Below are 25,907 nucleotides of genomic sequence, written 5' to 3' on the forward strand. Positions count from 1 at the left end.
TCCTTATGCTTCATCAAAATGAATGTTTAAAATATCTAAAATTCGCGTTAAATCACTTTGAGACAAATATTCGATTTCAATCTTACCTTTGCCTTTTTTTTCATTGATTTCGACACTTGTTCCAAACTTATCCATCAAACGATCTTCACTTTCACGTAAATAATACGGCTTTTCTTTCACGATTCGAGGAACCTTTTTCTTATCTTTGGATTCATTCATTGTAGAAACAAGCTGTTCTAATTGACGCACGGTTAAATTTTCTTTCACACAACGATTAGCTAATTTTAAAATTTGCTCCTTGTTTTTCAAGCCTAATAACGTTCGGGCTTGCCCCATCGACAAACGTTCATCTTGCATCATTTCTTTGACCAACTTTGGCAAAGATAATAATCGTAAATAATTCGCAATATATGGACGGCTTTTTCCTAAGCGTTCAGCAACTTCTGCTTGAGTCAGTTTCAAATTCTTCATTAGCATATCATAGGCTTCCGCTTCTTCCAACGGATTTAAATCTTCACGTTGTAAATTTTCTAAAACCGCCACTTGCATCATGGATTCTTCATCAAACTCTCGAATAATGGCAGGAATCGTTTCTTTTTTTGCTAATTTTGAGGCTCGGAAACGGCGTTCACCCGCAATAATTTCATACCCTTTGACTGCTGATTTACGCACAATAATTGGTTGAAACACGCCAGATTGCTCAATGGAATTCGCTAATTCTTGTAAAGAAACTTCATCAAACGTTTTGCGCGGTTGATACGGGTTAGGGCGTAGTTCATTTAAAGAAAGTTCTAGCACTTCGTCTTTTTTTACATCTACATTTTCAAGTCCAGCTAAATCTTGAAACAACGCATCGATGCCTTTGCCTAAACTTTTCCCCTTATTTTTCACGAGCTAACACTTCCTTTGCTAAAGCCTGATAAACTTCGGCACCTTTTGATCGTAAATCATAATCAATAATCGATAAACCATAGCTTGGTGCCTCAGATAAGCGAATATTTCGTGGAATAACAGTTTGATATACTTTCTCTTGGAAATAACGACGAACATCTTCAACAACTTCACTACTTAGATTTGTTCGTGCATCAAACATAGTCAGCAAGACACCTTCAATTTCCAAATCTGGATTAAAGTGTTTTTGTACTAAACGAACGGTATTCAACAATTGACTTAATCCTTCTAACGCATAATATTCACACTGTACAGGAATTAAAATGGAGTCACTTGCAGTAAACGCATTGATGGTCAATGTCCCTAATGAAGGTGGGCAATCGATTAAAATGTAATCATATTGCGCAGTTACTTCTTTTAAAGCCACTTTTAGACGTGTTTCTCTAGCCATCTTCGTTGCTAGTTCGATTTCGGCACCAGCCAATTGAAGCGTGGCAGGAACAATATCTAAATTTTCTCTTGAACTAGCTAAAATGGTTTCACGAATCGGCACTTCATTCACTAATACATCATAAATATCTGTCTGTACGTCTGCCTTTTTAATTCCGATTCCACTTGTCGCGTTGCCTTGTGCATCAATGTCTACTAGTAAAACTTTTTTGCCAACATAGGCTAAACATGCTCCTAAGTTGACCGTTGTGGTGGTTTTACCAACGCCACCTTTTTGGTTTGCAACAGAGATAATTCGTGCCATGGCTCTTCCTCCTACTTGATTGGCTGTTTATTTGGTAATCCTGGTTTTCTAGGATATTTTTTGGGTGTTTCTTTTTTCTTTTCAATAATTAATGTATGACGCTCATCATTGGTAACAGGTAAATGAATTTCTTTATCTTCTATGAATTTACCACCTAAAATCGCAATTGCTAGTTTTGCTTCAAGTAATTCTTCTTCGCTTTTAGCTGCTTTTAAAGCAAAGAAAAAGCCAGATTTTTTCACTAAAGGCAAACATAATTCAGCTAACACATTTAAGCGAGCAACTGCACGGGCTGTAACATAATCATATGAAGCGCGATGTGCTACATTTTGTCCAAAAGTTTCCGCACGATCATGAAACAATGACACGTCATTTAAACCGAGTGCATCGACTAAGGTTTGTAAAAAAGTAATGCGTTTATTTAGTGAATCAACAATTGTAATTTTTAATTGAGGAAAGACAATTTTTAAAGGAATACTTGGAAATCCTGCACCTGAACCGACATCACATAAGGAAGCTTGTTCATTTAATGGTACGGATAATGCCAAGGTGATTGAATCATAAAAATGCTTCAAATACACTTCTTTTTTCTCAGTAATTGCAGTCAGATTCATCTTCTCGTTCCATTCAACTAATAGTTCGTAGTAGCATTCAAATTGTTCCATTTGTTTTTGGTTCAACTCAATGCCTTGAGTACGTAATTCTTGTTGAAATTCTTCAGGTAACATAGCCATTTCCTTTCTTTTCGTGAAACAAAAAATGTTTCACAGACTAGTTACTACTTTAACGCAAAACCGCTAATCATGCAATAGTTCGACTATAAGAATACGCAAAAAAAGATGACTAAGCACCTCACTCAGCCATCTTTTTCTAAATTTATTTCGCTGCTGGAATTTCAATTGCGTCAATTTGATTGATTTTATCAAATGAACCAGTTTGATCCATTTTAGCAGAAATTTTATACCCATCTGCTTCAACTTCGTAATCCATCATAGACGTAAATGAAACTGGCAAGAAAGTCTCTTTACTGATGATTGATTCATAAGAAAAATCATTGATTTTCATTTGATCCATCATGCTAGACATGTCTGCTTCTGTCCCTGTATTTCCAGATGTTAAAACTTTTTCAGCTAAATCTTTTAATTCTTCGCCACTACCAGTAAATGACAACACATAATTTTCGCCAGCTTCTGTAAGCTCTACTTTGTCTTGATATTCTTCAAATGAATCAAAAATATCCGATGAAGAATACGTATCAATTAAATCTTCCACATCCACACCTGATGTTTCAAGTGGTTGTTTTTGCCATTCGTCTGATCCAGCAACTTGATAATACAATGCTTCTTTATCCATGTAGCTAGTTGTCGTTTGAGATTGACCATCTACGGGGAAACTAGTTTCAGTCTTCATTGCAAAAGGGTCTAGCGTATATTGAACGACAGAGCTTGTATCCACCTTATTTTCTTGTTCGTTCATCATCATATCCATTTTGATGTCCATTGTTATTTCTGCACTCTTAATATTTTGTGATGCTTCAGAAGCTTTCTGTAAAACTTCTTCCTTAGACAAATTGCCTGCTTGTTTTTCAGAGGTCGCGACCGTTTCATTTGTTGTTGCTTGTTCATTGTTGTTACACGCAGATAAAGTAATTGCGCATAAAGCAATCGACGCCCAGACTAACTTTCTTTTTTTCATCGTTGTTCCCTCCTAAATAATTTATACCCTTATATTGTAACATGTGATGGAATTAAATTCTTTTTTCATGTTTAAAAACAAAAAATAGCAAGGACTATTCCCCCTGTCTACGAAAAATACCCGAACTTTATAGAATAAGATGGTTCATTACAGTCGACATTTATTACAAATCTATGTTAATGACTACAGCTTATCTCATATCGTTCGGATATCTTTTAATTATATTATTTTTTTAATTTTATAATAAAGGCGTTGCCCATGTTTTAACATCTGCTCGTTTCGCTCGATTCTTTTTGATTTCTGGATCAGGATAACCCAGACGATAATTCGCTATTACTTCATAATTTTCAGGAAAACCTAAGCGCTTAGCTAATTCTTGATCCATTACAAATTTACTTGATGCCCAAAAACCAACCAAACCTGCTTCATAGGCAACCAATGAGAAATTTTGAATTAAAGCAGCCGTCGCTTGAATCGAATCTGAATCTAAGCGTTTGTTGTCTGGAATAACTTCTCTTGCGAATAAAATCGTTGCTGGCGCATTTTTAAGTAAGTTCGTCATTTTTTTAGTCATTTTTTCTCGACTTGCTTCATCATGAATCACACCATTTTCTTCATAACGCTTAATCACTTCATTGTATAGAAACGCTTTTTCTTCTTGCGTCGTAATAATTTTTGCTTGCCAAGGCTCACGTTTATGAAAAGGAGCAAAGCGTGCTTTTTCTAATAATTCATAAATTAACTCTAATGGAACTTCTTTACTCAAACTCTTTTTGGATGTCCGACGTTCAACAATTGCTTCACTAACTGTAACCATTCTATCTCCTCCTTTGAGAATCATTCTCACTTATTAGTTTACTTAGAAAAAAATGAGAAAACAACTATTAAAGCTTATACAAGATTCAAAAAAATACCCGAACGACACAAGAGCATTGTTTCAGGCTCTCTATCGTTCAGGTACTTCGTTTTAAACAATTTGTATCAGGTTCTTATATTACCAATTATTTCATTTGATTGACAAACGTATAAAATGAAACCATATCATGCAATTGATGATTGCATTGTTCACTATCCGCACAGATATAATTTCCTTTTTTGGTGTATGTCCCATCACCACTCGTTTTAGTTGTCGCTAAAAACATCGAGACGTTCGATACTTTTTGACAAATTGAACAGACATTTTTCAAAATAGTGGGACTTAATTGCCCAGAAATTCCTTGCAGCTTCTCATCTTGATAATACAAAATAAATTTCTTCTGACTGCCGGGATCATTCCAGCCTATATAAGAGTGTTCTCTTAAATCAAGTCCTTCCCATGCCGGAATCTTTAACTTTTTAGTTTTTCGAAATGCTTTTTCAATCTGCTTATTTGAAGGTTGATTAAACGGAATCACCGCTGCTTTTAACGTTTCAAAATAACTTTCGGTTTTCGCTCTTGTTAAGGACCTATCCAAAATAAATGTCTTGAGTGCTTCAATTTCTGGATAGCGTTCTGGAACAATTTCATCAATTTTTTCGACAGTCAGCGCTTGAATTGTCTGAATTGTTTCGTGGTCATTCACAGATTGATACGAATTAATTAAATATTGGACTTGTTTTTGAATAGCAAAATATTGATATGGTTGGATTATTGGGTTCATTATAAATTTCCTTTCTTCAAACATATAGATGCTTTGAAGAAATCAGACAAAGCATCCGAATTAACGATCAGCAATTTGTCTTTCTACAGAAGATACAGTACGTACCATTCTATCATCCCCTTTAGTTGATTCAATTATATTACTGACCTATCATACGTGGAAACATCCAAAATATCAATCGAAATGTTTCACGTGAAACACTTCGATCCTTGATTTAACAACTTGTGAAATTATTATTTTTCTATTGTGCAACAAAGCACAATTATCGTCCGTAGATTATTCCATTTTTATATCTTCTAAAAAGAATCGTAGACTGTCTATCAATCCAAACAGCTTTTTCTAGTGTTGCAAATAAATGGCTCCCATTTTGAGCCTGAGACTTATCCACAATAAGCAACTGTTGGATAATTTTTTGAATTTCTTTGTCCGTAATTTTATCTGAATCAACTTGTGGATAAAATATATGTCGTTTTCCTTCACTTGTTAAAAAGAGTAACTTTAATTTTTTCATCTCCATCCCTCCTAATATTAATAAACGATTACACAAACATCATTGTCGCTTTTTTATAAAATTTTTATTTTCAATTGTATAATCACTCACAAAATATGCTATGATAAAGAAAATATTATTAAAGGAGTCCTTTTATATGGATCAATACACCCCGTTAAATTTATATACAAATTATGAACAAGCAGCACTCAATTATCCCTCACAACAACTAATTCTTGATGAAGTATTGCCAGCTTTCCCAGAATTACCCTTAGAAACCACTTATGCTGAAAGCTTAGCTATCATTCAGCAACGAGCGTATCAATTAGCCCGCTGTGGCGTGCAAGCACGAGATAAAGTTGTTATTTTTAAAAGCCCAAAATTTGATACTTATTTATTAGCAACAGCTGTTTCTTATTTAGGTGCTATCCCAGTGATGGTTTCCTATCATTTCCCCGTAGAAACTATGACTGTTTTTGTGGAACGTCTGGAAGATCCTTTCATTCTTTTTGACGACCAAACGGCGAATGTGGTCCAAGCAATTGAAAATAGTTCCAATAATAAACATCTAGCTGTAAGCTATTTACTTCAACAAACTCCGTTAGAAGTCCCACAGCTTCAATTAGAGTTAGATGAAATCAGCTATATGACTCATACTTCTGGAACTACTGGTATTCCAAAATTAATTTGTCATTCAGCAAATTCAATGGGCTGGCGAACCTTATGGCAACGAACTATTTTTGAAAAAATTACAGAAAAAAAATTATTAGCTTTTCATATCTCACCTGTTCATTCTCGCTTTAATATTGGTATGACTTCTGCTATGGCGATGGGGTTCCCCTTAATGCCTTTAAATACTGCAGATAGTCAAAAAGTAGGTGTGATGTTAACTCGTTATCAGCCGATTGCGTTAGAAACGCACCCAAATAACTTTGTACAATGGTCCTTTTATGCCAAAGAACACCCTGAAGCGTTTCACAGTATTCGCTACTATCATTCGACTTTTGATGCCATCAATAATCAAACCATGGCACGCTTTTTGGAAGCTTCTGGAGACGAAGAAGCAGTTTTTCTACAAGTGTATGGACAAAGCGAATGTGGACCGATGATTCTTAAAAAACATACGCTAGTTTCATTAAAAGGAAATGATGCTCGCGATATGGGAATTGGTTTAGAAGGTTTAACTCAAGCACGTATTGCTGATAAAAACGGGAATGTCTTACCGGCTAATACAGATGGACACATCCAATTTTTATCAAAAGGCCGTGCACTTACTTATTACAAAGAAGACGCACGCTTCCAAGAAACAGTTTATAACGAATGGTGGGATAGCGGAGACTACGGTATGATTGACGATCAGGGGCATTTATTCTTAAAAGATCGTCAAGTAGATTTAATTGAAAAAATTAACAGCAATCTTGCCATCGAAGATTATTTACTTGATCACTTAGACTTTCTAGAAGAAGTAGTTATCGTCCGTGATCAAGATCAACAACCGCAACCCATTATTTCAGTTGTCACTGGGAAAGAAATGAATTGGGATGCCTGGTGGGAAAAAATTGCTGATTTACCGCATTTAAACGAACCACTGCTACGAAAATTTGAAGAAATTCCTCGCACAGCTACCATGAAAGTGCAACGCCTACAAATTGAACAAGCATTAAAAAATCATACATTTTAAAACAAAAACAACCGAGCATAAGAATATACTCGGTTGTTTCACATGAAACATTTAGCTAAAAGAATGCAAGAGAATAGCCTTCACAGTTATTCTCTTGCATTTTTTATTAATTTTGGTTTGAAGTTGTTTTCGCGATTTTTCCTTGTTCGATATAGACCATTAAAATACTCAAGTCGGCTGGATTTACACCACTGATTCGGCTTGCTTGAGCAATTGTTTCTGGTTGAATCTTTTGTAATTTTTGTTTTGCTTCGGTTGCTAATCCATTGATTGCAGTATAATCGATGTTTTCTGGAATACGTTTTGCTTCCATGCGTTTTAATTTCTCTACTTTTTCCATCGCTTTTTTGATATAACCTTCGTATTTAATTTGAATTTCTACTTGTTCAATTTCACGATTGGTTAATGCTTCATTGACTGGAATAAATTGAGCAATTTCTTGATAACCAATTTCTGGACGGCGCAAGATTTCATTGGCTAAGACACCATCTTTTAGGGTCGCTGAGCCTTTTGCTTCTAAGAATGCTTGTACTTCTTTAGTTGGTTTGATACGGATACCTTCCAAGCGCTCAATTTCCGCTTCAACAGCGGCTTTTTTGGCTACGTAGTCTTGGTATTGATCTTCTTTTACTAAACCAATGACATGACCCATTTCAGTTAGACGTAAATCAGCATTGTCGTGGCGCAATAATAAACGATATTCGGCACGAGAAGTTAAAAGACGATACGGTTCATTGGTTCCTTTAGTTACTAAATCGTCAATCATCACACCGATATAGCCATCACTGCGTTTTAAAACAAGTGGCTCTTTGCCTTGAATTTTCAATCCAGCATTAATTCCGGCGATTAAACCTTGACCTGCTGCTTCTTCATACCCGCTTGTTCCATTGGTTTGACCAGCTGTATAAAGGTTTTCAATAACTTTTGTTTCTAACGTTGGACGCAATTGATGGGGAACAACCACATCGTATTCAATGGCATAACCTGTTCGCATCATTTCTGCTTTTTCCAAACCAGCAATCGAATGCAAGACATTTTCTTGCACATCTTCTGGTAACGAAGAAGATAAACCTTGTACATAGACTTCTTCGGTATTTAAGCCTTCTGGTTCTAAGAATAATTGATGACGTTCTTTATCTGCAAAACGAACAATTTTATCTTCAATTGATGGACAATAACGTGCACCAACCCCTTCGACAATCCCAGTAAACATCGGCGCACGGTGCAAGTTTGCTTGAATGATTTGATGTGTTCCTGGATTAGTGTACGTTAACCAACAAGGAATTTGTTCTTGTTTATAGGCACTATCTGGCGTGCTAAAGCTAAAATGATTGGGCGCTTCATCACCTGGTTGAATTTCAGTCACACTGTAATCAATCGTGCTTGATTTCACTCGTGGAGGTGTTCCTGTTTTAAAGCGTTCAATTTCTAGTCCTAGTTCTTTTAAGTTATCTGCTAAAGCTACGGAAGGTTGGGAATTATTCGGACCAGAAGAATATTTCAACTCACCAATAATAATCTCACCACGTAAAGCTGTTCCAGCAGTAATTACAACGGCTTTTGCTTCATAACGTGCACCAGTTGCGGTTACCACGCCTTTACATACGCCGTCTTCAACGATCAAACGTTCCACAATTCCTTGACGCAATGTTAGGTTTTCTTCATTTTCAATTGTACGTTTCATTTCTGATGCATAGGCGTGTTTGTCAGCTTGGGCACGTAACGCACGCACTGCTGGCCCTTTCCCAGTATTCAACATACGCATTTGAATATAGGTTTTATCGATATTTTTGCCCATTTCGCCACCTAATGCGTCAATCTCACGCACAACAACACCTTTGGCTGGACCACCAACAGAAGGATTACATGGCATAAAAGCAACCATATCTAAGTTAATTGTGATTAATAGTGTTTTATTTCCCATACGGCTTGCGGCTAAAGCAGCTTCTGAACCTGCATGACCTGCACCGACAACAATGACGTCATATGCGCCACCTTGATATTCTTGCATTGTGTTACTTCCTTTCTTATTTACCTAAACAGAATTGACTAAACAATTGTGTAATTAATTCATCTTGCACACTATCACCAACTACTTCACCTAAATAGTCCCAACAGCGTGTCATATCCATTTGTACAAGGTCAACAGGCATACCAGCTTCAATGCCTTCTACCACTTCGCCTAGCGCTTGTGAGGCATTTTCTAGCAAAGCAATATGACGTGTATTTGACAAATAAGAAGCATCTTTATCTGCTGTTTGCCCGCCAAAGAACAAATCAGCAATCGCTTTTTCTAACTGGTCTAAACCATCATTTTGTAAAACAGATACGTCAAAAACAGCATCGCCTACAACATATTCTTCTAGTTCTTTACGATTTAATTTTGATGGTAAGTCGGCTTTATTTAACAAAATAATACGTTTTGTGCCAGTGGTAATCTCAATCAATTGACGATCTTCAGGCGATAGTTCTTCGCTTTGATTTAACACTAATAAAATTAAGTCAGCTTCTGATAAAGCTTTTCGACTGCGTTCAACACCAATTCGCTCAACAATATCTTCTGTTTCACGAATGCCTGCTGTATCAATTAATTTTAAAGGTACACCCCGAACATTGACGTATTCTTCAATAACATCCCGCGTGGTTCCAGCAATGTCGGTTACAATCGCTTTTTCTTCACGTAACAAATGATTCAATAAACTTGATTTCCCTACATTTGGTCGACCAATAATCGCAGTATTAAGACCTTCACGCAAGATTTTTCCTTGTTGTGCAGTTTGTAACAATGCCTGAATTTGTGCTTGCACATGCGTTGCTTTCTCTAATAATAAACGTGTGGTCATTTCTTCCACATCATCGTATTCTGGATAGTCAATATTCACTTCTACTTGTGCCAGTGTTTCAAGGATTTCTTGACGTAACGCACGAATCAAATTTGATAAATTACCATCTAATTGATTTAAAGCTAATTTCATTGCTTTGTCAGTTTTCGCTCGGATTAAATCCATAATTGCTTCTGCTTGTGACAAATCGACACGTCCATTTAAAAAGGCACGTTTAGTAAATTCACCTGGTTCAGCTAATCGTGCACCTTGGCGTAATAGTAGTTGTAAAATTTGATTGACAACAACAATGCCACCATGACAATTGATTTCAATGACATCTTCTCGCGTAAATGTTTTTGGTGCACGCATGACAGAGACCATCACTTCATCTACTAATTGTTCTGTTCTTGGATCAAAAAGATGACCGTAATTAATTGTATGACTTGCGACATCTGCTAATGATTTATTGGCTTTGAATACTTTGTCTGCAATAGCAACAGCTTGATCGCCGCTTAAACGAACAATGCTAATTGCTCCTTCTCCCGGGGGAGTCGAAATTGCTGCAATCGTATCAAATTCTTGCGTAATTTCCGCCACGAATAGTCCCTCCTAATTTTTGACACAAAAAAAGTGCCCACTCCACCCGTTAAATTTCACGAGTAGACTTCGCACTTTGACTGCTTGTCTGATTAAATTCTTGTCATAGAGTAGCATATTTTTTCAATAGTGACAAGTTTCCAACTCACTTGCATTTTAAATAAGTTAAGTTTTGCGCAAACATCCAAAAAAAGCTAAAATATAGGTGCATAGACTTGCGGAAAGAAGGGATCAGTTATGAATACTGAAGAAAACATCAATTATAAACACGGTGGCGATGAACGCATCAATCATATTATTTTATCTACAGGGAATGTCAATAAACCCTATGTCGTGCGTGACATTGTTTTTGCGACGGCTAAGATTGATGTTGATTTATTTGATCCGACGAACAACCCCAATGAATTATTAGCTGACGTTGCTTATAAATTAAAAGAAACTGCCTATGAATACGGTGCAAATGCAGTGATTAACTGCCATTTTGAGCATGAGCATACTGACAATAACATTATAGAAATTTTTGCTTATGGAACAGTCGTGCAATTCACACAATCAACCATTGGTGGTTAATTTTTCCAATAAAAAAAAGCCTGTCGAAAAGTCAGGCTTTTTTTATATCAAAGTATTTGCTCTGATAAGAATGATCTACTGTAGACTATACTTGTAAAAGAGCATGAAGTCAAGGAAACATCGGTGAATCTGTTACATGACAGATCTAGTCTTTTCTATTAAATGTGTTTTACGTGTCTCACCAATAACTAAAGGTACGGTTTCATATTTTACTTCACTGTATTCTAAACCAAACCAGTTTTCAGGAGAAGTGGTGTAACGTTTGATAGATAACTTCATTTCCATCACTTGACGCTCCCATTTACTTAATTCACAGTTATTCGAAAGTGATTTTTGAATTAAAATAAATTGAAAATCACCCACCTCACGTCCAGGGGTAATAGAGTAAGTTTGCGGTTGTTTTGGTAAGCGACCATCTTTCATCAAATCATTAATCACTTGGCGAATATAGACATTTACATCTTGGTTCATTCTGAAACCAAGGTGTAATTTTAATTTTACGATAAAATCAGTTTCCATCATATCAACTTCATATTCTTGAGTGTACGGCTCCTCGGTTACATTGACATTAACAAACCAATAGACCTTTGCTTTTTTCAAACGCTTATCTAAAATAGAATAAAGAAACTGGCGACCAATCCAATTGCCTGTAAGATTTGGTACTAAAAACACAACATTGGTTTGATACATAGGAATGGTAGAATCTTGTCGCAATTTGTCTAATTGAGGGAGATAATCATTTAAATTAACATCTTCTGAAGCTCTTTCTGCAATAATATTCCCCCATTCCCACACAACCATCACAAATAAAATGATTAAAGCCATAATAACGGCTACAAAACCACCATGGAAAAATTTTACAGCACTCGAAACAAAGAAAATCGTTTCAATAAAGCCGAAGAAAACCGTTAATACCAACGCAAACCATTTATTTTTTCCACTAAGAGTTAAATAGTAATAAAGTAACAAGGTCGTCATTAACATGGTTATTGTAATGGATAAACCATACGCGGCTTCCATGTGGGTAGAAGTTCTAAACGTGACAACAACAAGCGAACAGCAAATCCACAAAATTAGATTGACTGCTGGAATGTACATTTGACCAATAGATGTTCCTGGATAGACGATTTTCAATCGAGGAAGTAATTTCAACTTGATTGCTTCAGAAACTAACGTAAATGAACCGGATAACAAGGCTTGTGAAGCGATGATAGCGGCTAAGGTAGCAAATCCGACACCAAATACCATCCAATCATTTGGCAAAGCCATAAAGAATGGATTAATATGCTCTTGTTCTAAAAATACAGGATTTTTATAGGCTTGTAACAACCAAGCTGCTTGCCCAAGATAATTAAGCATCAAACAGACTTTTATATACGGCCAACTCACACGAATATTATTTTTACCAACGTGACCCATGTCAGAATAAAGAGCTTCTGCTCCGGTAGTTGCTAGGAAAATACTTCCTAAAATAAACAGACCTTCTTTATTTTCTGGACTAAACAATAATTTAATCGCATAGACTGGATTTAATGCCCGGATGACCGACAAATCACCGCTAAAATTAATTAATCCAACAACACCTAAAAAAGTAAACCATAAAAACATTGCTGGACCGAATGCTTTACCAACTAAATCCGTTCCAAAACGCTGCACTCCAAAAAGTACCAACAAAATAACCAATGTGATAATCACTATCACGTTTTGATCGTTTCCGAATGTATCGTAAAACAAAGGAATGCCTCGTAAGCCTTCAATCGCTGTTGTGACAGTGACTGCTGGCGTCAACACTCCATCTGCTAATAGTGCAGCCCCGCCTATCATTGCAGGAATAATTAAATATTTACCTGATTTTCTGACTAGCGTATAAAGCGAAAAAATCCCCCCTTCTCCATGATTATCGGCATTTAAAGCGATAATGACGTATTTAATAGTTGTCAGCAACGTCAAGGTCCAAAAAATTAGCGAAACAGCGCCTAAAATAAAATCGAGTTGTAGGCTTTTTAACCCACCATTTTCTTCAACAATTGCTTTCATTACGTAGAGCGGACTAGTACCAATATCCCCATAAACAACCCCCATTGATACTAATAATCCTGCAGCTGAAACCTTTTTATGATCTTTTAACATATTGTTTCCTCCTTCTGATAATTAAAAATTTTTCAACTGACATAGAGGAAAAGAAAAAAGATCTAGATGAGCTCTGCTCACCTAGGTCTTGCCTTTATATTCTAAACCAGTGTTTACACACTTGATGTTGACTTAGAATCATAGAATAAATCTATGTGCTACTCCCCTAATGGACATCATTATCTACATTTTGGAGTTCTTTGTCAATTCTTTAGTTAAAAATATTTTTTCGCCGGTTCAACGACTAAATAACGATACGGTTCGTCGCCTTCAGAATGGGTTGTTACATAGTCTTTTTTACTCAATGCGGCATGAATTTGTTTGCGTTCAAAAGCAGGCATTGGTTCTAAAAAGACGGGACGACCTGTACGATCAACTTTTTCCGCTGTACGTTCGGCTAAACGTTGTAAAATTGCTTGGCGTTTTTCACGGTAGTTGCCGACATTAACGACAACAGACAATTTATTTTTGGCCACACGATGGATAAATACTTGCGCAAGATATTGCAACGCATTTAATGTTTTACCATGTTTACCAATTAAAATCCCTTGTTTTTGCGTCTCTAATTGAAACACTATTGTTCCATGTTCACGAGTCGTTTTTACTAGCGCAGGTGCATTTAATTCTCGAGAGATATTTGTTAAATACAAAGCAAGTTGCATTAACGCTTCATCATCTTCTAAATTTTCTAAAACGGTGTTATCTTTTGGTACTTCAGGTTCAACGGGGGCAACCGTCACATCTACTTCAACCACAGATTCAGCAAGTTCAGGTTCAACTACATCCTCAATGATTTCTTCGACTGTTTCCACAACTTCTTCTGTTAAAACTGGATTTAAAGAAACACGGGCATTTTTTTTACCCATTCCCAAAAATCCCTTTTTCCCTTCGTCTAATACTTCAACGGTAACTTGACTTTCTGTTAATCCCAGTGCCGCAAGACCGGCAGAAATTGCTTCTTCGACTGTTTGACCTTCATAGATTGGCATCGTTTATGCTCCTTTCGTTATTTTTTACGTTTTTTCTTCGGATTTTGTGCTTTACGTAAAGCACGTTCACGTTCTTTTTCTTGACGTGCGGTTTCTTCACGTTCACGAATAATTTTATATGGATTATTAATTAATAACGTTTGACCTACTTGGAAAGCATTAGAAACTACCCAATAAAGCGATAGGGCACTTGGTAAATTAATCCCCATGACTAAAATCATCACAGGCATCGTATACGTCATGATTTTCATACTAGGATTTGATTCTACTTGGCTCATGCTTGATAAGTATGTGCTTCCAAATGTAAAGATTGCCGCTAAAATTGGCAAAATAAAGTATGGATCCGGATTTCCTAACACTTTTAACCACATGAAGCTACCTTCTCTTAGTTCTGGTACACGAGAAATTGCTTGCCAAATCGCCATCAAGATTGGCATTTGAACAACTAATGGTAAACAACCTGCGTATGGATTAACACCATTTTCAGCATACAGACGTTGTTGTTCTTCACGTAACTTTTGTTGTGTCGCAGTATCTTTTGATGAATATTGTTGTTGCAGTTCTTTTAATTTCGGTTGTAGTTCTTGCGTTTTACGCATACTTTTTGTTTGGAAATTCATCAATGGTAATAAAATAATACGGATAATCAAGGTAAAGAGAATAATCCCCATTCCACGTGATCCACCAACTGATAACCATTTAATAGCCTCCGCAAAGTAATAAACTACATATCTTTCCCAAAAGCCAGTACTTTGGGCAGAGACTTCGCTTGTTCCACAAGCTGATAATAATACTACTAATGACACAAGACCCATCATCAGTAGGAGACGCTTTCTTTTTTTCACTGAACAATTTTCCTTTCCCTTAACTGATTATTTTTGCAAGTTTGAATACATGCAGCAAATTCGAGTACACTTCTTGGGAAGATAAATTTGAAACGGATGGTCTAGCGATGACGATAAAATCCAAATTCGGATTGATCATGTCTTTCATATCGAAAATACTCGCCCGAATCTTACGCTTCACAGCGTTGCGTGCGACTGCATTACCGATTTTTTTCCCGACAGAAATTCCCACGCGAAAATGCGGTTGGTCTTTAGGTAATACATATACCACAAATTTGCGATTCGCAAATGATTGTCCTGTTTGAAAAACTTTTTGAAATTCTTTCTCTTTTTTGACTCGATATGCCTTTCTCATGTCCTTTTCATCATTTCCTTCTACTTAGATACTCACTAACCAATAATACCATAATTTGCAATATCGGTTCAGCTTTTCAGCTAAAAAAGTGCATAAAAAAAAACCACTGAGGTTCAGTGGCTTATGCAGAAAGAACCTTTCTGCCTTTACGACGACGGCTAGCTAAAACACGACGTCCATTTTTAGTGCTCATACGTTTACGGAATCCGTGAACTTTTTGACGTTTACGTTTATTTGGTTGATACGTTCTTTTCATTTATTTCCACCTCCAACAAGTGTTCTGTTATCGATTACTTTACGACATACTTTGATAGTATAACTAGTACCTCCTAGTTTTGTCAATAAAAAAGTGAAAATACCTTTTTGAAAGATTTAAGAAAGACGTCAATTGCTCTTTCTTATTAGAAAGAACAAAAAACAAATTTTCTCCTCATTTTTATTACAAAACGATAAAATTCTCCTTTTTTTCTCTATTTTTTAATCTATTTATTTATCCACAATATCGAAAATTTAGCTGGGGATATCTCTGTGTATAATTTTTTTTCATGAGTGACTTATTCTCGAGTTATTCGATGGTTATACACAGATTCACAGGGGGTTAAAAAGTTATCAACAGCCTCTTTTTTTCTGTGGATATTAATCTATAAAAGCTTATATATCAGCAAAAGTATTCAACACCTAATTGTGAATAACTTTTTTATTTTTATAGTTATTCACACAAATTTATTTTCTGTGGATAACAGTTTTACCAGCTTGTGGATTTCTTTTTATTTTTTTATCAACAGTGTGGAAAAACAAAATTAATTTTCTCATTTTTATTCGATACTGTGGAAAACTTCTTTAATCCATGATAAATTAGTACTATCTATCTTTATCGACTATTTTACAGGAGGATTTGCGATGCCATCTCTGGATGCTATATGGAAAGAGTTGCAAGACAGCTATAAAAAAGAAATGAATCCAGTTAGTTACAATACATGGATCGAACCTGCTATGCCTCTTTCTTTTCAAAATAATGAACTAATTATTGAAGTACCTACAGCTATTCAAAAGAATTATTGGGAAAAAAACCTCGCGGGAAAAATTCTTGAAACATTCTTTATGATGAGTGGTGAAGAAATTCTTCCAATTTTTGTTACACCAGACGAATCCGATGTCTATAAACAACGTGGAACGGAAAAAAATATAGAATTACCGACAACCAACGAACCAAACATTTCTATGTTAAATCCTAAATATACGTTTGATACATTCGTTATCGGAAAAGGCAATCAAATGGCTCACGCTGCAGCGCTAGTTGTTGCGGAAGACCCAGGCTCCATTTACAATCCACTCTTTTTCTATGGTGGGGTTGGTCTTGGAAAAACCCATTTAATGCACGCAATTGGTCATCAAATGCTCGCTAAACGACCACATGCCAAAATTAAATATGTGAGTAGTGAAAATTTCACTAATGATTTCATTAATTCGATTCAAAAAAACAAAATGGAAGATTTTCGAAATGAATATCGAACAGTTGATTTATTATTAGTCGATGATATTCAATTTTTGGTAAATAAAGAAGGAACGCAAGAAGAGTTCTTTAATACATTTGAAGAACTTTATCGAAACAATAAACAAATTGTTTTGACAAGTGATCGTTTGCCAAATGAAATTCCAACGTTGCCACAACGTTTAGTCTCGCGTTTTGCGTGGGGGTTATCTGTAGATATTACTCCACCAGACTTAGAAACACGAACTGCTATTTTACGAAAAAAAGCAGAAGCAGAAAATTTGGAAATTCCTGATGATACGTTGAGTTATATCGCAGGACAAATTGATTCCAATATTCGTGAATTAGAAGGCGCCTTAGTTCGTGTGCAAGCTTTTGCGACAATTCAAAGCGCTGATATTACAACCAGTTTAGCCGCTGAAGCACTGAAAGCACTTCAGTCCAGCGAGCCATTGCGTCAAGTATCTATTTTACAAATACAAGAAGAAGTAGCAAGTTATTATCATATTCAATTAAAAGACTTAAAAGGCAAAAAACGTGTGAAAAGCATTGTTGTGCCACGTCAAATTGCTATGTTTTTAGCTCGAGAAATGACAGATAACTCTTTACCAAAAATCGGCGCCGAATTCGGTGGCAAAGATCATACCACAGTTATTCACGCGCACGAAAAGATTCAGCAATTATTAAAACATGATTCAACGATCCAAAATGAAATTTCTGAGATAAAAGGATTACTACTAAATTAGTGTGTATAACTAAGAAAAAAAGAAGCGAAGTTACCCCCAGTTTATTAACAGATGAATAACTTTATTTTCTTGTGTTTTTATCGAGTTTTCCACAGTATCAACAGCCCTACTACTACTACTATTTTTATTCTTTAAATTAATATAAAAGGAGAAGCTATCATGAAAGTAACGTTAAATCGTTCAACCTTTATTCAAGAATTACAAACTGTTCAACGAGCAATCTCATCAAAAACGACTATGCCAATCTTAACTGGAGTTAAAATAGAACTTTCAGCAAATGGTCTGACTTTAACAGGAAGCAATGCGGAAATTTCAATTGAATCATTTTTAAGTGTCACGGATGAAAATGCGCAAATGGTGATTGAGCAGACAGGTGCCGTGGTTTTACAATCTCGTTTCTTTGGAGAAATTATTCGTCGTTTACCTGAAGATGATTTCACAATGGAAGTGATTGAAAATAATCAAGTGAACATTACTTCGGGTAAAGCTAACTTTACTGTGAATGGTTTAGACGCAGATAGTTATCCACATCTACCAATTGTGGATAGTCAAAATCAAATTACTATCCCCATTCATGTCTTAAATAAATTAATTGGAGAAACTGTATTTGCGGTTTCTCAACATGAAAGTCGTCCAATCTTAACAGGGGTTCATTTTATTTTAGAAAATCAAAAGCTATTAGCTGTTGCGACCGATTCTCATCGTTTAAGCCAACGAATTATTCCGTTAGAAAGTGGCTCAGAAGCTTTTAATATCGTTATTCCAGGAAAAAGTTTAACAGAGCTTTCTCGTTCAGTAGGCGATGAAGAAGAAGAAATAAAAATTAGCATTATGGATAACCAAGTATTATTCGAAACTAAAACCATGAAGTTTTATTCTCGTTTACTTGAAGGAACGTATCCTGATACGAATCGTTTGATTCCAACTAGCTTTAATACAGAAATTGATTTTAGTGTGCCGGAACTTTTAGCAGCTATTGAGCGTGCGTCATTGCTATCTCATGAAGGTCGTAATAACATCGTGCGTTTGCATATCGCTAGCGATGGAGTTATTTTATATGGAAACTCTCCAGAAATCGGAAAAGTGGAAGAAGTCTTAAATTACGAAAAAGTTTCTGGTGACCCACTAGATATTTCATTTAATCCAGACTACATGAAAGCTTCTTTACGCGCGTTTGGTGCAACAACGATCAGTATTCGTTTTATTTCAGCAATTCGTCCATTTACATTGGAACCAACAGAAGGTAATGGTGAATTTATTCAATTAATTACACCAGTTCGTACAAATTAATCTAGATTTTCATTAACTTTGAAAATTTCTTGAAAGACGATTCTAAAAAGAGAATTATACAAAGAAGGGCTTAAAATCGATTTTAAGCCCTTCTTTTAATTTTAAATAAAATTTGTCTAAATGAATTAAAACTTCTAAAAACGATAAATATGCGGATAAATTTGTTTTATTCCTTTAAAAGAGGTATAATATAAACATATGTCTCTAAGTAGAATTGAGGGAAAAAATGAAAGAGAAAATCATTTTAAAATCAGATTACATGACACTGGGTCAAGTTTTAAAAGAAGTGAATGTTATCAGTAGTGGCGGTCAAGCCAAATGGTATTTAGCTGAAAATACTGTTTTTATTGATGGAGAGCCAGAAAATCGCCGTGGTCGCAAATTATATGATGGCATGATGATTGAGATTCCAGAAGTCGGTACCTTCTTTATGATAAAGGATAACGACCATGCGTCTGAGTAATCTTCAGTTACAAAATTTTCGAAATTATGACAACTTATCTTTGACGTTTACCAAGAACCTAGTTATTTTTTTAGGGGAAAATGCGCAAGGGAAGACGAATATTTTAGAAAGTATTTTTGTACTGGCGATGACGCGTAGTCACCGAACCACAAATGAACAAGAATTAATACAATGGGATGCCAAGCAAGCCTCAATTAGGGGAAACGTTGAACGTAGACATACTTCGGTCCCTTTGGAGTTATTTTTAACCAAAAAAGGCCGTAAAACCAAAGTAAATCACATAGAACAAAAAAAACTAAGTAGTTATATTGGTCAACTCAACGTTATTTTATTTGCCCCAGAGGATTTATCTTTAGTGAAAGGTAGTCCCCAATTACGCCGTAAATTTTTAGATATGGAAATTGGCCAAATTGACCCTGTATATTTATACGATTTGGTGCAATACCAAAAAGTTTTGAAACAACGCAATCAATATTTAAAGCAATTAGCTGAAAAAAAGCAAACGGATGAGTTATATTTAGAAATTTTAACAGAGCAATTAGTAGAATTTGGAAGCAAAGTTCTGATTGCAAGACAAAAATTTGTTAAACGTTTGGAATATTGGGCGAGTCAGCTCCACCAAAAAATTAGTCAAAATAAAGAAACTTTAGTGATTAAATATATTTCAAGTGTCCCAGATACTCCGTGGGATAATCTAGAAGCTGTTCAAACAGCTTTTCGTCAAGCCTTAGAAAAAGTCAAAAACAAAGAACATTTTCGTCAAGTCACATTAGCGGGACCACACCGTGATGATTTGATTTTTTTGATTAATGAAAGAAATGTTCAAACATTTGGTTCGCAAGGTCAGCAACGTACCACTGCATTAAGTGTGAAATTAGCTGAAATTGATTTGATGAAAGAAGAAACTGGGGAATATCCCGTCTTATTACTAGATGATGTCATGAGTGAATTAGATGATGCGAGACAACTGCATCTACTTGAAACAATTGAAGGCAAAGTTCAAACGTTTTTAACAACGACGACGTTAGAACATGTGAAAGATAAAATGACCGTTGAACCAGAAATTTTCTACGTTCGTCAAGGTCAACTAGAAGGAGAGAGTGCGGAGTGACAGAAGAAGAGAAAATGTTAAATGAACGCGCAAAAGAATATGATGCAAGTCAGATTCAGGTCTTAGAAGGACTAGAAGCAGTAAGAAAACGTCCTGGAATGTATATCGGTTCCACTAGCTCAGAAGGATTACACCATTTAGTATGGGAAATTGTGGATAATTCTATTGATGAAGCTTTAGCAGGATTTGCTACAAGTATTCAAGTCATTATTGAAGAAGATAACAGTATTACAGTTATTGATGATGGTCGTGGAATTCCAGTAGATATTCAAGCCAAGACAGGTCGACCAGCTGTTGAAACGGTTTTTACTATTTTGCATGCCGGAGGAAAATTTGGCGGTGGCGGCTATAAAGTATCTGGTGGTCTGCATGGAGTAGGGTCGTCAGTGGTTAATGCCTTGTCGACTACTTTAGATGTAAAAGTCCATAAAGAAGGTAAAATTTATTATCAAGAGTACTGTCGTGGAAAAGTTGTCGCTGATTTAGAAGTGATCGGTGAAACTGACCGTAGCGGAACAGACGTCCATTTCATTCCTGATCCAGAAATTTTCACAGAAACAACAGTCTTTAACTTTGAAAAATTAGCGACACGTGTTCGTGAATTAGCATTTTTAAATAAAGGGTTATTCATTTCAATTGAAGATCGCCGTGAAGCAGAACCAGTTAAACGTGAATATCATTATGAAGGCGGAATTAAAAGCTATGTTGAACATTTGAATGCCAACAAAAATGTCTTATTCCCAGAACCAATCTTTCTTGAAGGGGAGCAACAAGAAATTACAGTCGAAGTATCCATGCAATATACAGATGGGTATCATTCAAATATTTTAAGTTTTGCGAATAATATTCATACTTACGAAGGTGGAACGCATGAATTTGGATTCAAAACAGCGTTAACTCGTGTAATTAATGATTATGCTCGTAAGCAAAAATTGATGAAAGACAACGATGAGAATTTAACTGGAGAAGATGTTCGAGAAGGGTTAACAGCAGTTATTTCTATTAAACATCCGGATCCACAATTTGAAGGACAAACAAAGACCAAATTAGGTAATTCAGAAGTGCGAACTGTTACAGATCGCCTATTTTCAGAACATTTCTCTAAATTTTTAATGGAAAATCCTTCTGTAGGACGTCAAGTAGTTGAAAAAGGTTTATTAGCTTCTAAAGCGCGCTTAGCAGCGAAACGTGCGCGTGAAGTGACTCGTCGAAAAGGTGCTTTGGAAATCAGCAATTTACCTGGTAAATTAGCCGATTGTTCAAGTAATGATCCTGAAAAAACAGAATTATTTATCGTCGAAGGAGATTCTGCCGGTGGTTCAGCGAAACAAGGACGTAGCCGTGAATTCCAAGCGATTTTACCTATTCGTGGGAAAATTTTAAACGTTGAAAAAGCCAGCATGGATAAAATTTTAGCTAATGAAGAAATTCGTTCCTTATTTACTGCTATGGGAACAGGTTTTGGTGCTGATTTTGATGTATCAAAAGCGCGTTATCATAAACTTGTTATTATGACCGATGCCGATGTCGATGGTGCTCATATCCGTACGTTATTATTAACCTTATTCTATCGTTATATGCGTCCAATCGTGGAAGCAGGGTATGTTTATATTGCGCAACCACCATTGTATGGGGTGAAACAAGGAAAAAACATTACCTACATTCAACCAGGCAAAAATGCCGAAGAAGAATTGCAGCGTGTTATTAGTGAATTACCAGCAACACCAAAACCAACTGTTCAACGATATAAAGGTTTAGGAGAAATGGATGACCATCAATTGTGGGAAACTACGATGGATCCAGAAAATCGTATGATGTTACGTGTTAGTGTAGATGATGCCATTGAAGCAGACCAAGTTTTTGAAATGTTAATGGGTGACAAAGTAGAACCACGTCGCGCGTTCATTGAAGAAAATGCACACTACGTTAAAAATCTTGATATTTAACGATAAGGAGGAGAAATTTTGGAAGATCAAAAGAAAAATATTCATGACGTCAATCTGACCAGTGAAATGCGCGAATCCTTTATCGATTATGCCATGAGTGTCATTGTTGCCAGAGCGTTACCAGATGTTCGAGACGGTTTAAAACCAGTTCATCGTCGTATCTTGTATGGGATGAATGAATTAGGGGTAACACCGGACAAACCGCATAAAAAATCGGCACGTATTGTTGGTGATGTTATGGGTAAATATCATCCACATGGGGACAGTGCTATTTATGAATCAATGGTTCGTATGGCGCAACCATTTAGTTACCGTTACATGCTTGTAGATGGTCATGGAAACTTTGGTTCCGTCGATGGCGATGGGGCGGCGGCTATGCGTTATACCGAAGCACGAATGAGTAAATTGGCTGTAGAAATGTTGCGTGACATCAATAAAAATACAGTAGATTATGCAAGTAACTATGATGATACAGAACGTGAACCACAAGTTTTACCAGCGCGTTTTCCTAATTTATTAGTTAACGGAACGACAGGGATTGCGGTCGGAATGGCAACGAACATTCCCCCTCATAACCTAAATGAAGTTATCGCAGCCATTGATCTATTGATGGACAATCCTGAAGTGACAACTAATGAGTTAATGGAAGTTTTACCTGGACCAGACTTTCCAACTGGTGGTTTAGTCATGGGTAAATCAGGTATTCGCCGTGCTTATGAAACGGGGAAAGGTTCTATTACCGTTCGAGGAAAAGTAGAAATTACAGAAATGCCTAATGGTAAAGAACGTATTTTAGTTACAGAATTACCATATATGGTTAATAAAGCGAAATTAATTGAACGAATTTCTGAATTGCATCGAGACAAGCGAATTGAAGGTATTACTGATTTACGTGATGAATCTTCTCGTGAAGGGATGCGAATTGTCATTGATGTTCGTCGTGATGTCAGTGCATCAGTTATTTTAAATAACTTATACAAAATGACGGCGTTACAATCTTCGTTTGGTTTCAATATGTTGGCAATTGAAAAAGGCGTGCCAAAAGTATTAAGTCTAAAACGTATTTTAGAAGATTACCTAGAGCATCAAAAAGAAGTGATTACACGTCGTACCATTTTCGAAAAAGAAAAAGCTGAAGCACGTGCCCACATTTTAGAAGGATTACGAATTGCGTTAGATCACATTGATGAGATTATTGCGATTATTCGTGGGTCAAAAACGGATGGCGAAGCAAAAGCAACGATGATTGAAAAATTTGATTTATCTGATCGCCAAGCGCAAGCTATTTTAGATATGCGTCTTCGTCGTTTAACTGGTTTGGAACGTGACAAAATTGAAGCTGAATACCAAGATTTATTGAAATTAATTGAAGATTTAGCCGATATTCTAGCTCGTCCAGAACGTGTGGCAGAAATTATTCAAACAGAATTACATGAATTAGGTCAACGTTTCGGTGATGCGCGTCGTACAGAATTATTAGTCGGCGAAGTATTGAGTTTAGAAGATGAAGATTTAATTGAAGAAGAAGAAATCGTAATTACTTTAACGAATAATGGCTATATTAAACGTGTAGCTAATAGCGAATTTCGTGCGCAACGTCGTGGTGGACGTGGTGTTCAAGGTATGGGGATTCATGATGAAGACTTCGTGCGCACATTGGTTTCTTGTTCTACACATGACACCTTGTTATTCTTTACCAATGCAGGGAAAGTCTACCGTTCGAAAGGCTATGAAATTCCAGAATATGGTCGAGCTGCCAAAGGAATTCCGGTAATTAATTTATTAGGAATCGATTCAAGCGAACGTATTCAAACGATTATTTCAGTTTCTGATAAACCAGAAGAAGGCAATTATCTATTCTTCACAACTAGATTAGGAGTAGTCAAACGGACATCTGTTATGGCATTTTCTAATATTCGTAGCAATGGTTTAATTGCGATTGGTTTAAAAGAGGGCGATGAATTAGTCAACGTCTTATCAACGAAAGGCGACGACGTCATGATTATTGGCACGCATAAAGGATACTCTGTAACGTTCAAAGAAGAAGTTGTTCGTGATATGGGACGAACTGCCGCTGGTGTACGTGGTATTCGCTTACGTGAAGAAGATTATGTCGTAGGCGCTGCGGTCATTCGTGAAGATGATGAAGTCTTAGTGATTACCGAAAATGGTTATGGTAAGCGAACAGCTGGTAGCGAATACCCAATTAAAGGCCGTGGTGGTAAAGGAATTAAAACAGCGAATATCACAGCGAAAAATGGTCCATTAGCTGGTTTAACAACAGTAACGGGGGCAGAAGATATTATGCTAATCACTAATAAAGGGGTTATTATCCGCTTTAGTGCCGAAACAGTTTCACAAACTGGACGTGCGACATTAGGGGTCCGTTTAATGAAAATGGAAGAAGATGCTAAAGTTGTGACGATGGCAACGGTCGATCCAGAAGTCGATGAACTTGTGGAGACACCAGAAGGATCAGAATAAAAAAGTAACTGACGCACTAGCTATTTAGTGCGTCAGTTTTTTTACTCATGGATAGATTTGCCATAGAGCGTTGCATAACGTCGGACAAGGAAATCAATAAAAAAGGTCAATGGATAGGTACCAATTTGTAAGTAGTTATTGCTGGTGGCATGAATCGTTTGATCAAAAAAATTTGTAAAAACATTTTTGGTATGCTGTGTAATTAAGACTGAATGCGCTGGGCTGTTGGTAATTTTATTTATCAAATCAGTATTTTTACTAAAAATCATGCCGAAAGAAGAAAAGACAATAATCAATGTGCTCTCTGTAGCCTGTTGCACAATCAGGTTCAGTAGTTTTTCTTCTTCAGGTACCAAGGTAAGTTTATGACTAATCATAAGTGACGTCTGCATACTTTTAGCTAATTCTAGTGTTGAGCTATAACCAACTAAAATCACTTCTTGTGCTTGATAAATTTTGTGAAGTAACTCATCAATTTCTGTATAATCCAAATGTGCAACCACATCATCGATAGATTGTTTGATTTCATTTGCATACTCTTGAAGATACTCTTTAGGATTTGTTTGAAGCTGTTGGGCTTCTTTTTTAGACATGCGTAATCCTTGAAAATGTGACATTTTATTTGCCATGGTGATTTCTTTTTTCAAATGGGCATAGGAATTTAGTTTAAATTGCTTGCAAAATCGCGAAATCGTTGCGGCTGAAACAAAACATTCATCGGCTAATTCGGAAATACTCATGGTAGGAACTTTTTCTGGATACGTTAAAATATAAAGAATAATTCGCGAATAAGTGTCGTTTTTGTTCGCTGTGTTTAAGTATTTAAGGAAATCTTGATAATCAAACATGTGCATGCTTCCTTTCTAAAACAAAAATTTTCATAAACATGAAAATTTTAATTGAAAATGAAAAA

At 36.1% G+C, this 25,907-nt stretch carries 23 protein-coding genes; 8 read left to right on the forward strand and 15 right to left on the reverse strand.

Annotated features, from left to right (window positions below; translation table 11 throughout):
- Positions 1-3 precede the first annotated feature (3 nt).
- From AC4BC7_RS11850 to AC4BC7_RS11880, 7 genes are all read right to left on the reverse strand, one after another.
- Complete coding sequence (locus AC4BC7_RS11850) at positions 4-891, reverse strand: ParB/RepB/Spo0J family partition protein (RefSeq protein WP_207941856.1); 888 nt, start codon at positions 889-891, stop codon at positions 4-6.
- Positions 881-1,645: a ParA family protein gene (locus AC4BC7_RS11855; RefSeq protein ID WP_207941857.1), complete on the reverse strand. Its 765-nt coding sequence runs from the start codon at positions 1,643-1,645 to the stop codon at positions 881-883. The genes AC4BC7_RS11850 and AC4BC7_RS11855 overlap by 11 nt, the downstream gene beginning before the upstream one ends.
- Positions 1,646-1,656: 11 nt before the next feature.
- Positions 1,657-2,373 (reverse strand): 16S rRNA (guanine(527)-N(7))-methyltransferase RsmG, encoded by a 717-nt coding sequence (gene rsmG / locus AC4BC7_RS11860; protein WP_490504432.1) that lies wholly within the window; start codon positions 2,371-2,373, stop codon positions 1,657-1,659.
- Between the two features lie 148 nt (positions 2,374-2,521).
- Entirely contained in the window at positions 2,522-3,340 is an 819-nt protein-coding gene (locus tag AC4BC7_RS11865; protein ID WP_207941859.1) for a DUF6612 family protein, read from the reverse strand.
- Between the two features lie 238 nt (positions 3,341-3,578).
- Positions 3,579-4,157, reverse strand: a complete 579-nt coding sequence (locus AC4BC7_RS11870) for a nitroreductase family protein (RefSeq protein ID WP_207941860.1) — start codon at positions 4,155-4,157, stop codon at positions 3,579-3,581.
- 184 nt (positions 4,158-4,341) lie between these two features.
- Entirely contained in the window at positions 4,342-4,980 is a 639-nt protein-coding gene (locus AC4BC7_RS11875; RefSeq protein ID WP_207941861.1) for a FusB/FusC family EF-G-binding protein, read from the reverse strand.
- A 262-nt stretch (positions 4,981-5,242) separates the two neighbouring features.
- Positions 5,243-5,491: a DUF2922 family protein gene (locus tag AC4BC7_RS11880; RefSeq protein ID WP_490502957.1), complete on the reverse strand. Its 249-nt coding sequence runs from the start codon at positions 5,489-5,491 to the stop codon at positions 5,243-5,245.
- 136 nt (positions 5,492-5,627) lie between these two features.
- Here AC4BC7_RS11880 and AC4BC7_RS11885 point away from each other — a divergent pair, with 136 nt between their 5' ends.
- Entirely contained in the window at positions 5,628-7,151 is a 1,524-nt protein-coding gene (locus AC4BC7_RS11885; protein ID WP_490502959.1) for a class I adenylate-forming enzyme family protein, read from the forward strand.
- Positions 7,152-7,257: 106 nt separating this feature from the next.
- On the opposite strand, the gene mnmG is transcribed toward AC4BC7_RS11885, so the two are convergent.
- Both mnmG and mnmE read right to left on the reverse strand, forming a co-directional pair.
- The gene (gene mnmG / locus AC4BC7_RS11890) at positions 7,258-9,162 is read right to left on the reverse strand and encodes a tRNA uridine-5-carboxymethylaminomethyl(34) synthesis enzyme MnmG (protein ID WP_490502961.1); all 1,905 of its coding nucleotides are present in this window, start codon (positions 9,160-9,162) and stop codon (positions 7,258-7,260) included.
- Between the two features lie 16 nt (positions 9,163-9,178).
- On the reverse strand, positions 9,179-10,573 hold the full coding sequence (mnmE, locus tag AC4BC7_RS11895; protein WP_490502963.1) for a tRNA uridine-5-carboxymethylaminomethyl(34) synthesis GTPase MnmE: 1,395 nt from the start codon (positions 10,571-10,573) through the stop codon (positions 9,179-9,181).
- A 237-nt stretch (positions 10,574-10,810) separates the two neighbouring features.
- On the opposite strand from mnmE, the gene AC4BC7_RS11900 reads away from it, so the two are divergent.
- Positions 10,811-11,143 carry a heavy metal-binding domain-containing protein gene (locus AC4BC7_RS11900; RefSeq protein ID WP_490502965.1) on the forward strand — a complete coding sequence of 111 codons (333 nt, stop codon included), beginning with the start codon at positions 10,811-10,813 and terminating at the stop codon, positions 11,141-11,143.
- Positions 11,144-11,275: 132 nt separating this feature from the next.
- Here the strand turns inward: AC4BC7_RS11900 and AC4BC7_RS11905 are convergent, their stop codons facing one another.
- The 5 genes from AC4BC7_RS11905 to rpmH form a co-directional block, all read right to left on the reverse strand.
- A complete protein-coding gene (locus tag AC4BC7_RS11905; protein WP_490502967.1) occupies positions 11,276-13,273 on the reverse strand; it encodes a KUP/HAK/KT family potassium transporter in 1,998 nt (665 codons plus the stop codon).
- A 215-nt stretch (positions 13,274-13,488) separates the two neighbouring features.
- A complete protein-coding gene (gene jag, locus AC4BC7_RS11910; RefSeq protein ID WP_207941868.1) occupies positions 13,489-14,262 on the reverse strand; it encodes an RNA-binding cell elongation regulator Jag/EloR in 774 nt (257 codons plus the stop codon).
- 17 nt (positions 14,263-14,279) lie between these two features.
- Positions 14,280-15,107, reverse strand: coding sequence for a membrane protein insertase YidC (locus AC4BC7_RS11915; RefSeq protein WP_207941869.1), 828 nt, complete (start codon positions 15,105-15,107; stop codon positions 14,280-14,282).
- A 19-nt stretch (positions 15,108-15,126) separates the two neighbouring features.
- Positions 15,127-15,462, reverse strand: coding sequence for a ribonuclease P protein component (gene rnpA, locus AC4BC7_RS11920; protein ID WP_207941870.1), 336 nt, complete (start codon positions 15,460-15,462; stop codon positions 15,127-15,129).
- A 121-nt stretch (positions 15,463-15,583) separates the two neighbouring features.
- Complete coding sequence (rpmH, locus tag AC4BC7_RS11925) at positions 15,584-15,718, reverse strand: 50S ribosomal protein L34 (protein ID WP_002293121.1); 135 nt, start codon at positions 15,716-15,718, stop codon at positions 15,584-15,586.
- 644 nt (positions 15,719-16,362) lie between these two features.
- Between rpmH and dnaA the strand changes: the two genes are divergently transcribed.
- From dnaA to gyrA, 6 genes are all read left to right on the forward strand, one after another.
- Positions 16,363-17,700, forward strand: coding sequence for a chromosomal replication initiator protein DnaA (dnaA, locus tag AC4BC7_RS11930; protein WP_207941871.1), 1,338 nt, complete (start codon positions 16,363-16,365; stop codon positions 17,698-17,700).
- A gap of 159 nt (positions 17,701-17,859) precedes the next feature.
- A complete protein-coding gene (gene dnaN, locus AC4BC7_RS11935; protein WP_207941872.1) occupies positions 17,860-18,990 on the forward strand; it encodes a DNA polymerase III subunit beta in 1,131 nt (376 codons plus the stop codon).
- Positions 18,991-19,216: 226 nt separating this feature from the next.
- A complete protein-coding gene (gene yaaA / locus AC4BC7_RS11940) occupies positions 19,217-19,453 on the forward strand; it encodes a S4 domain-containing protein YaaA (RefSeq protein WP_207941873.1) in 237 nt (78 codons plus the stop codon).
- Positions 19,440-20,564: a DNA replication/repair protein RecF gene (gene recF, locus AC4BC7_RS11945; protein ID WP_490502970.1), complete on the forward strand. Its 1,125-nt coding sequence runs from the start codon at positions 19,440-19,442 to the stop codon at positions 20,562-20,564. The genes yaaA and recF overlap by 14 nt, the downstream gene beginning before the upstream one ends.
- A complete protein-coding gene (gyrB, locus tag AC4BC7_RS11950) occupies positions 20,561-22,510 on the forward strand; it encodes a DNA topoisomerase (ATP-hydrolyzing) subunit B (protein WP_207941875.1) in 1,950 nt (649 codons plus the stop codon). Before recF ends, gyrB begins: the two co-directional genes overlap by 4 nt.
- A 66-nt stretch (positions 22,511-22,576) precedes the next feature.
- A complete protein-coding gene (gyrA, locus tag AC4BC7_RS11955) occupies positions 22,577-24,994 on the forward strand; it encodes a DNA gyrase subunit A (RefSeq protein WP_243430676.1) in 2,418 nt (805 codons plus the stop codon).
- 41 nt (positions 24,995-25,035) lie between these two features.
- On the opposite strand, the gene AC4BC7_RS11960 is transcribed toward gyrA, so the two are convergent.
- Positions 25,036-25,842: a MurR/RpiR family transcriptional regulator gene (locus AC4BC7_RS11960; RefSeq protein WP_490502971.1), complete on the reverse strand. Its 807-nt coding sequence runs from the start codon at positions 25,840-25,842 to the stop codon at positions 25,036-25,038.
- Positions 25,843-25,907 lie beyond the last annotated feature (65 nt).

It is taken from the genome of Enterococcus sp. AMC1623, from assembly GCF_058216495.1.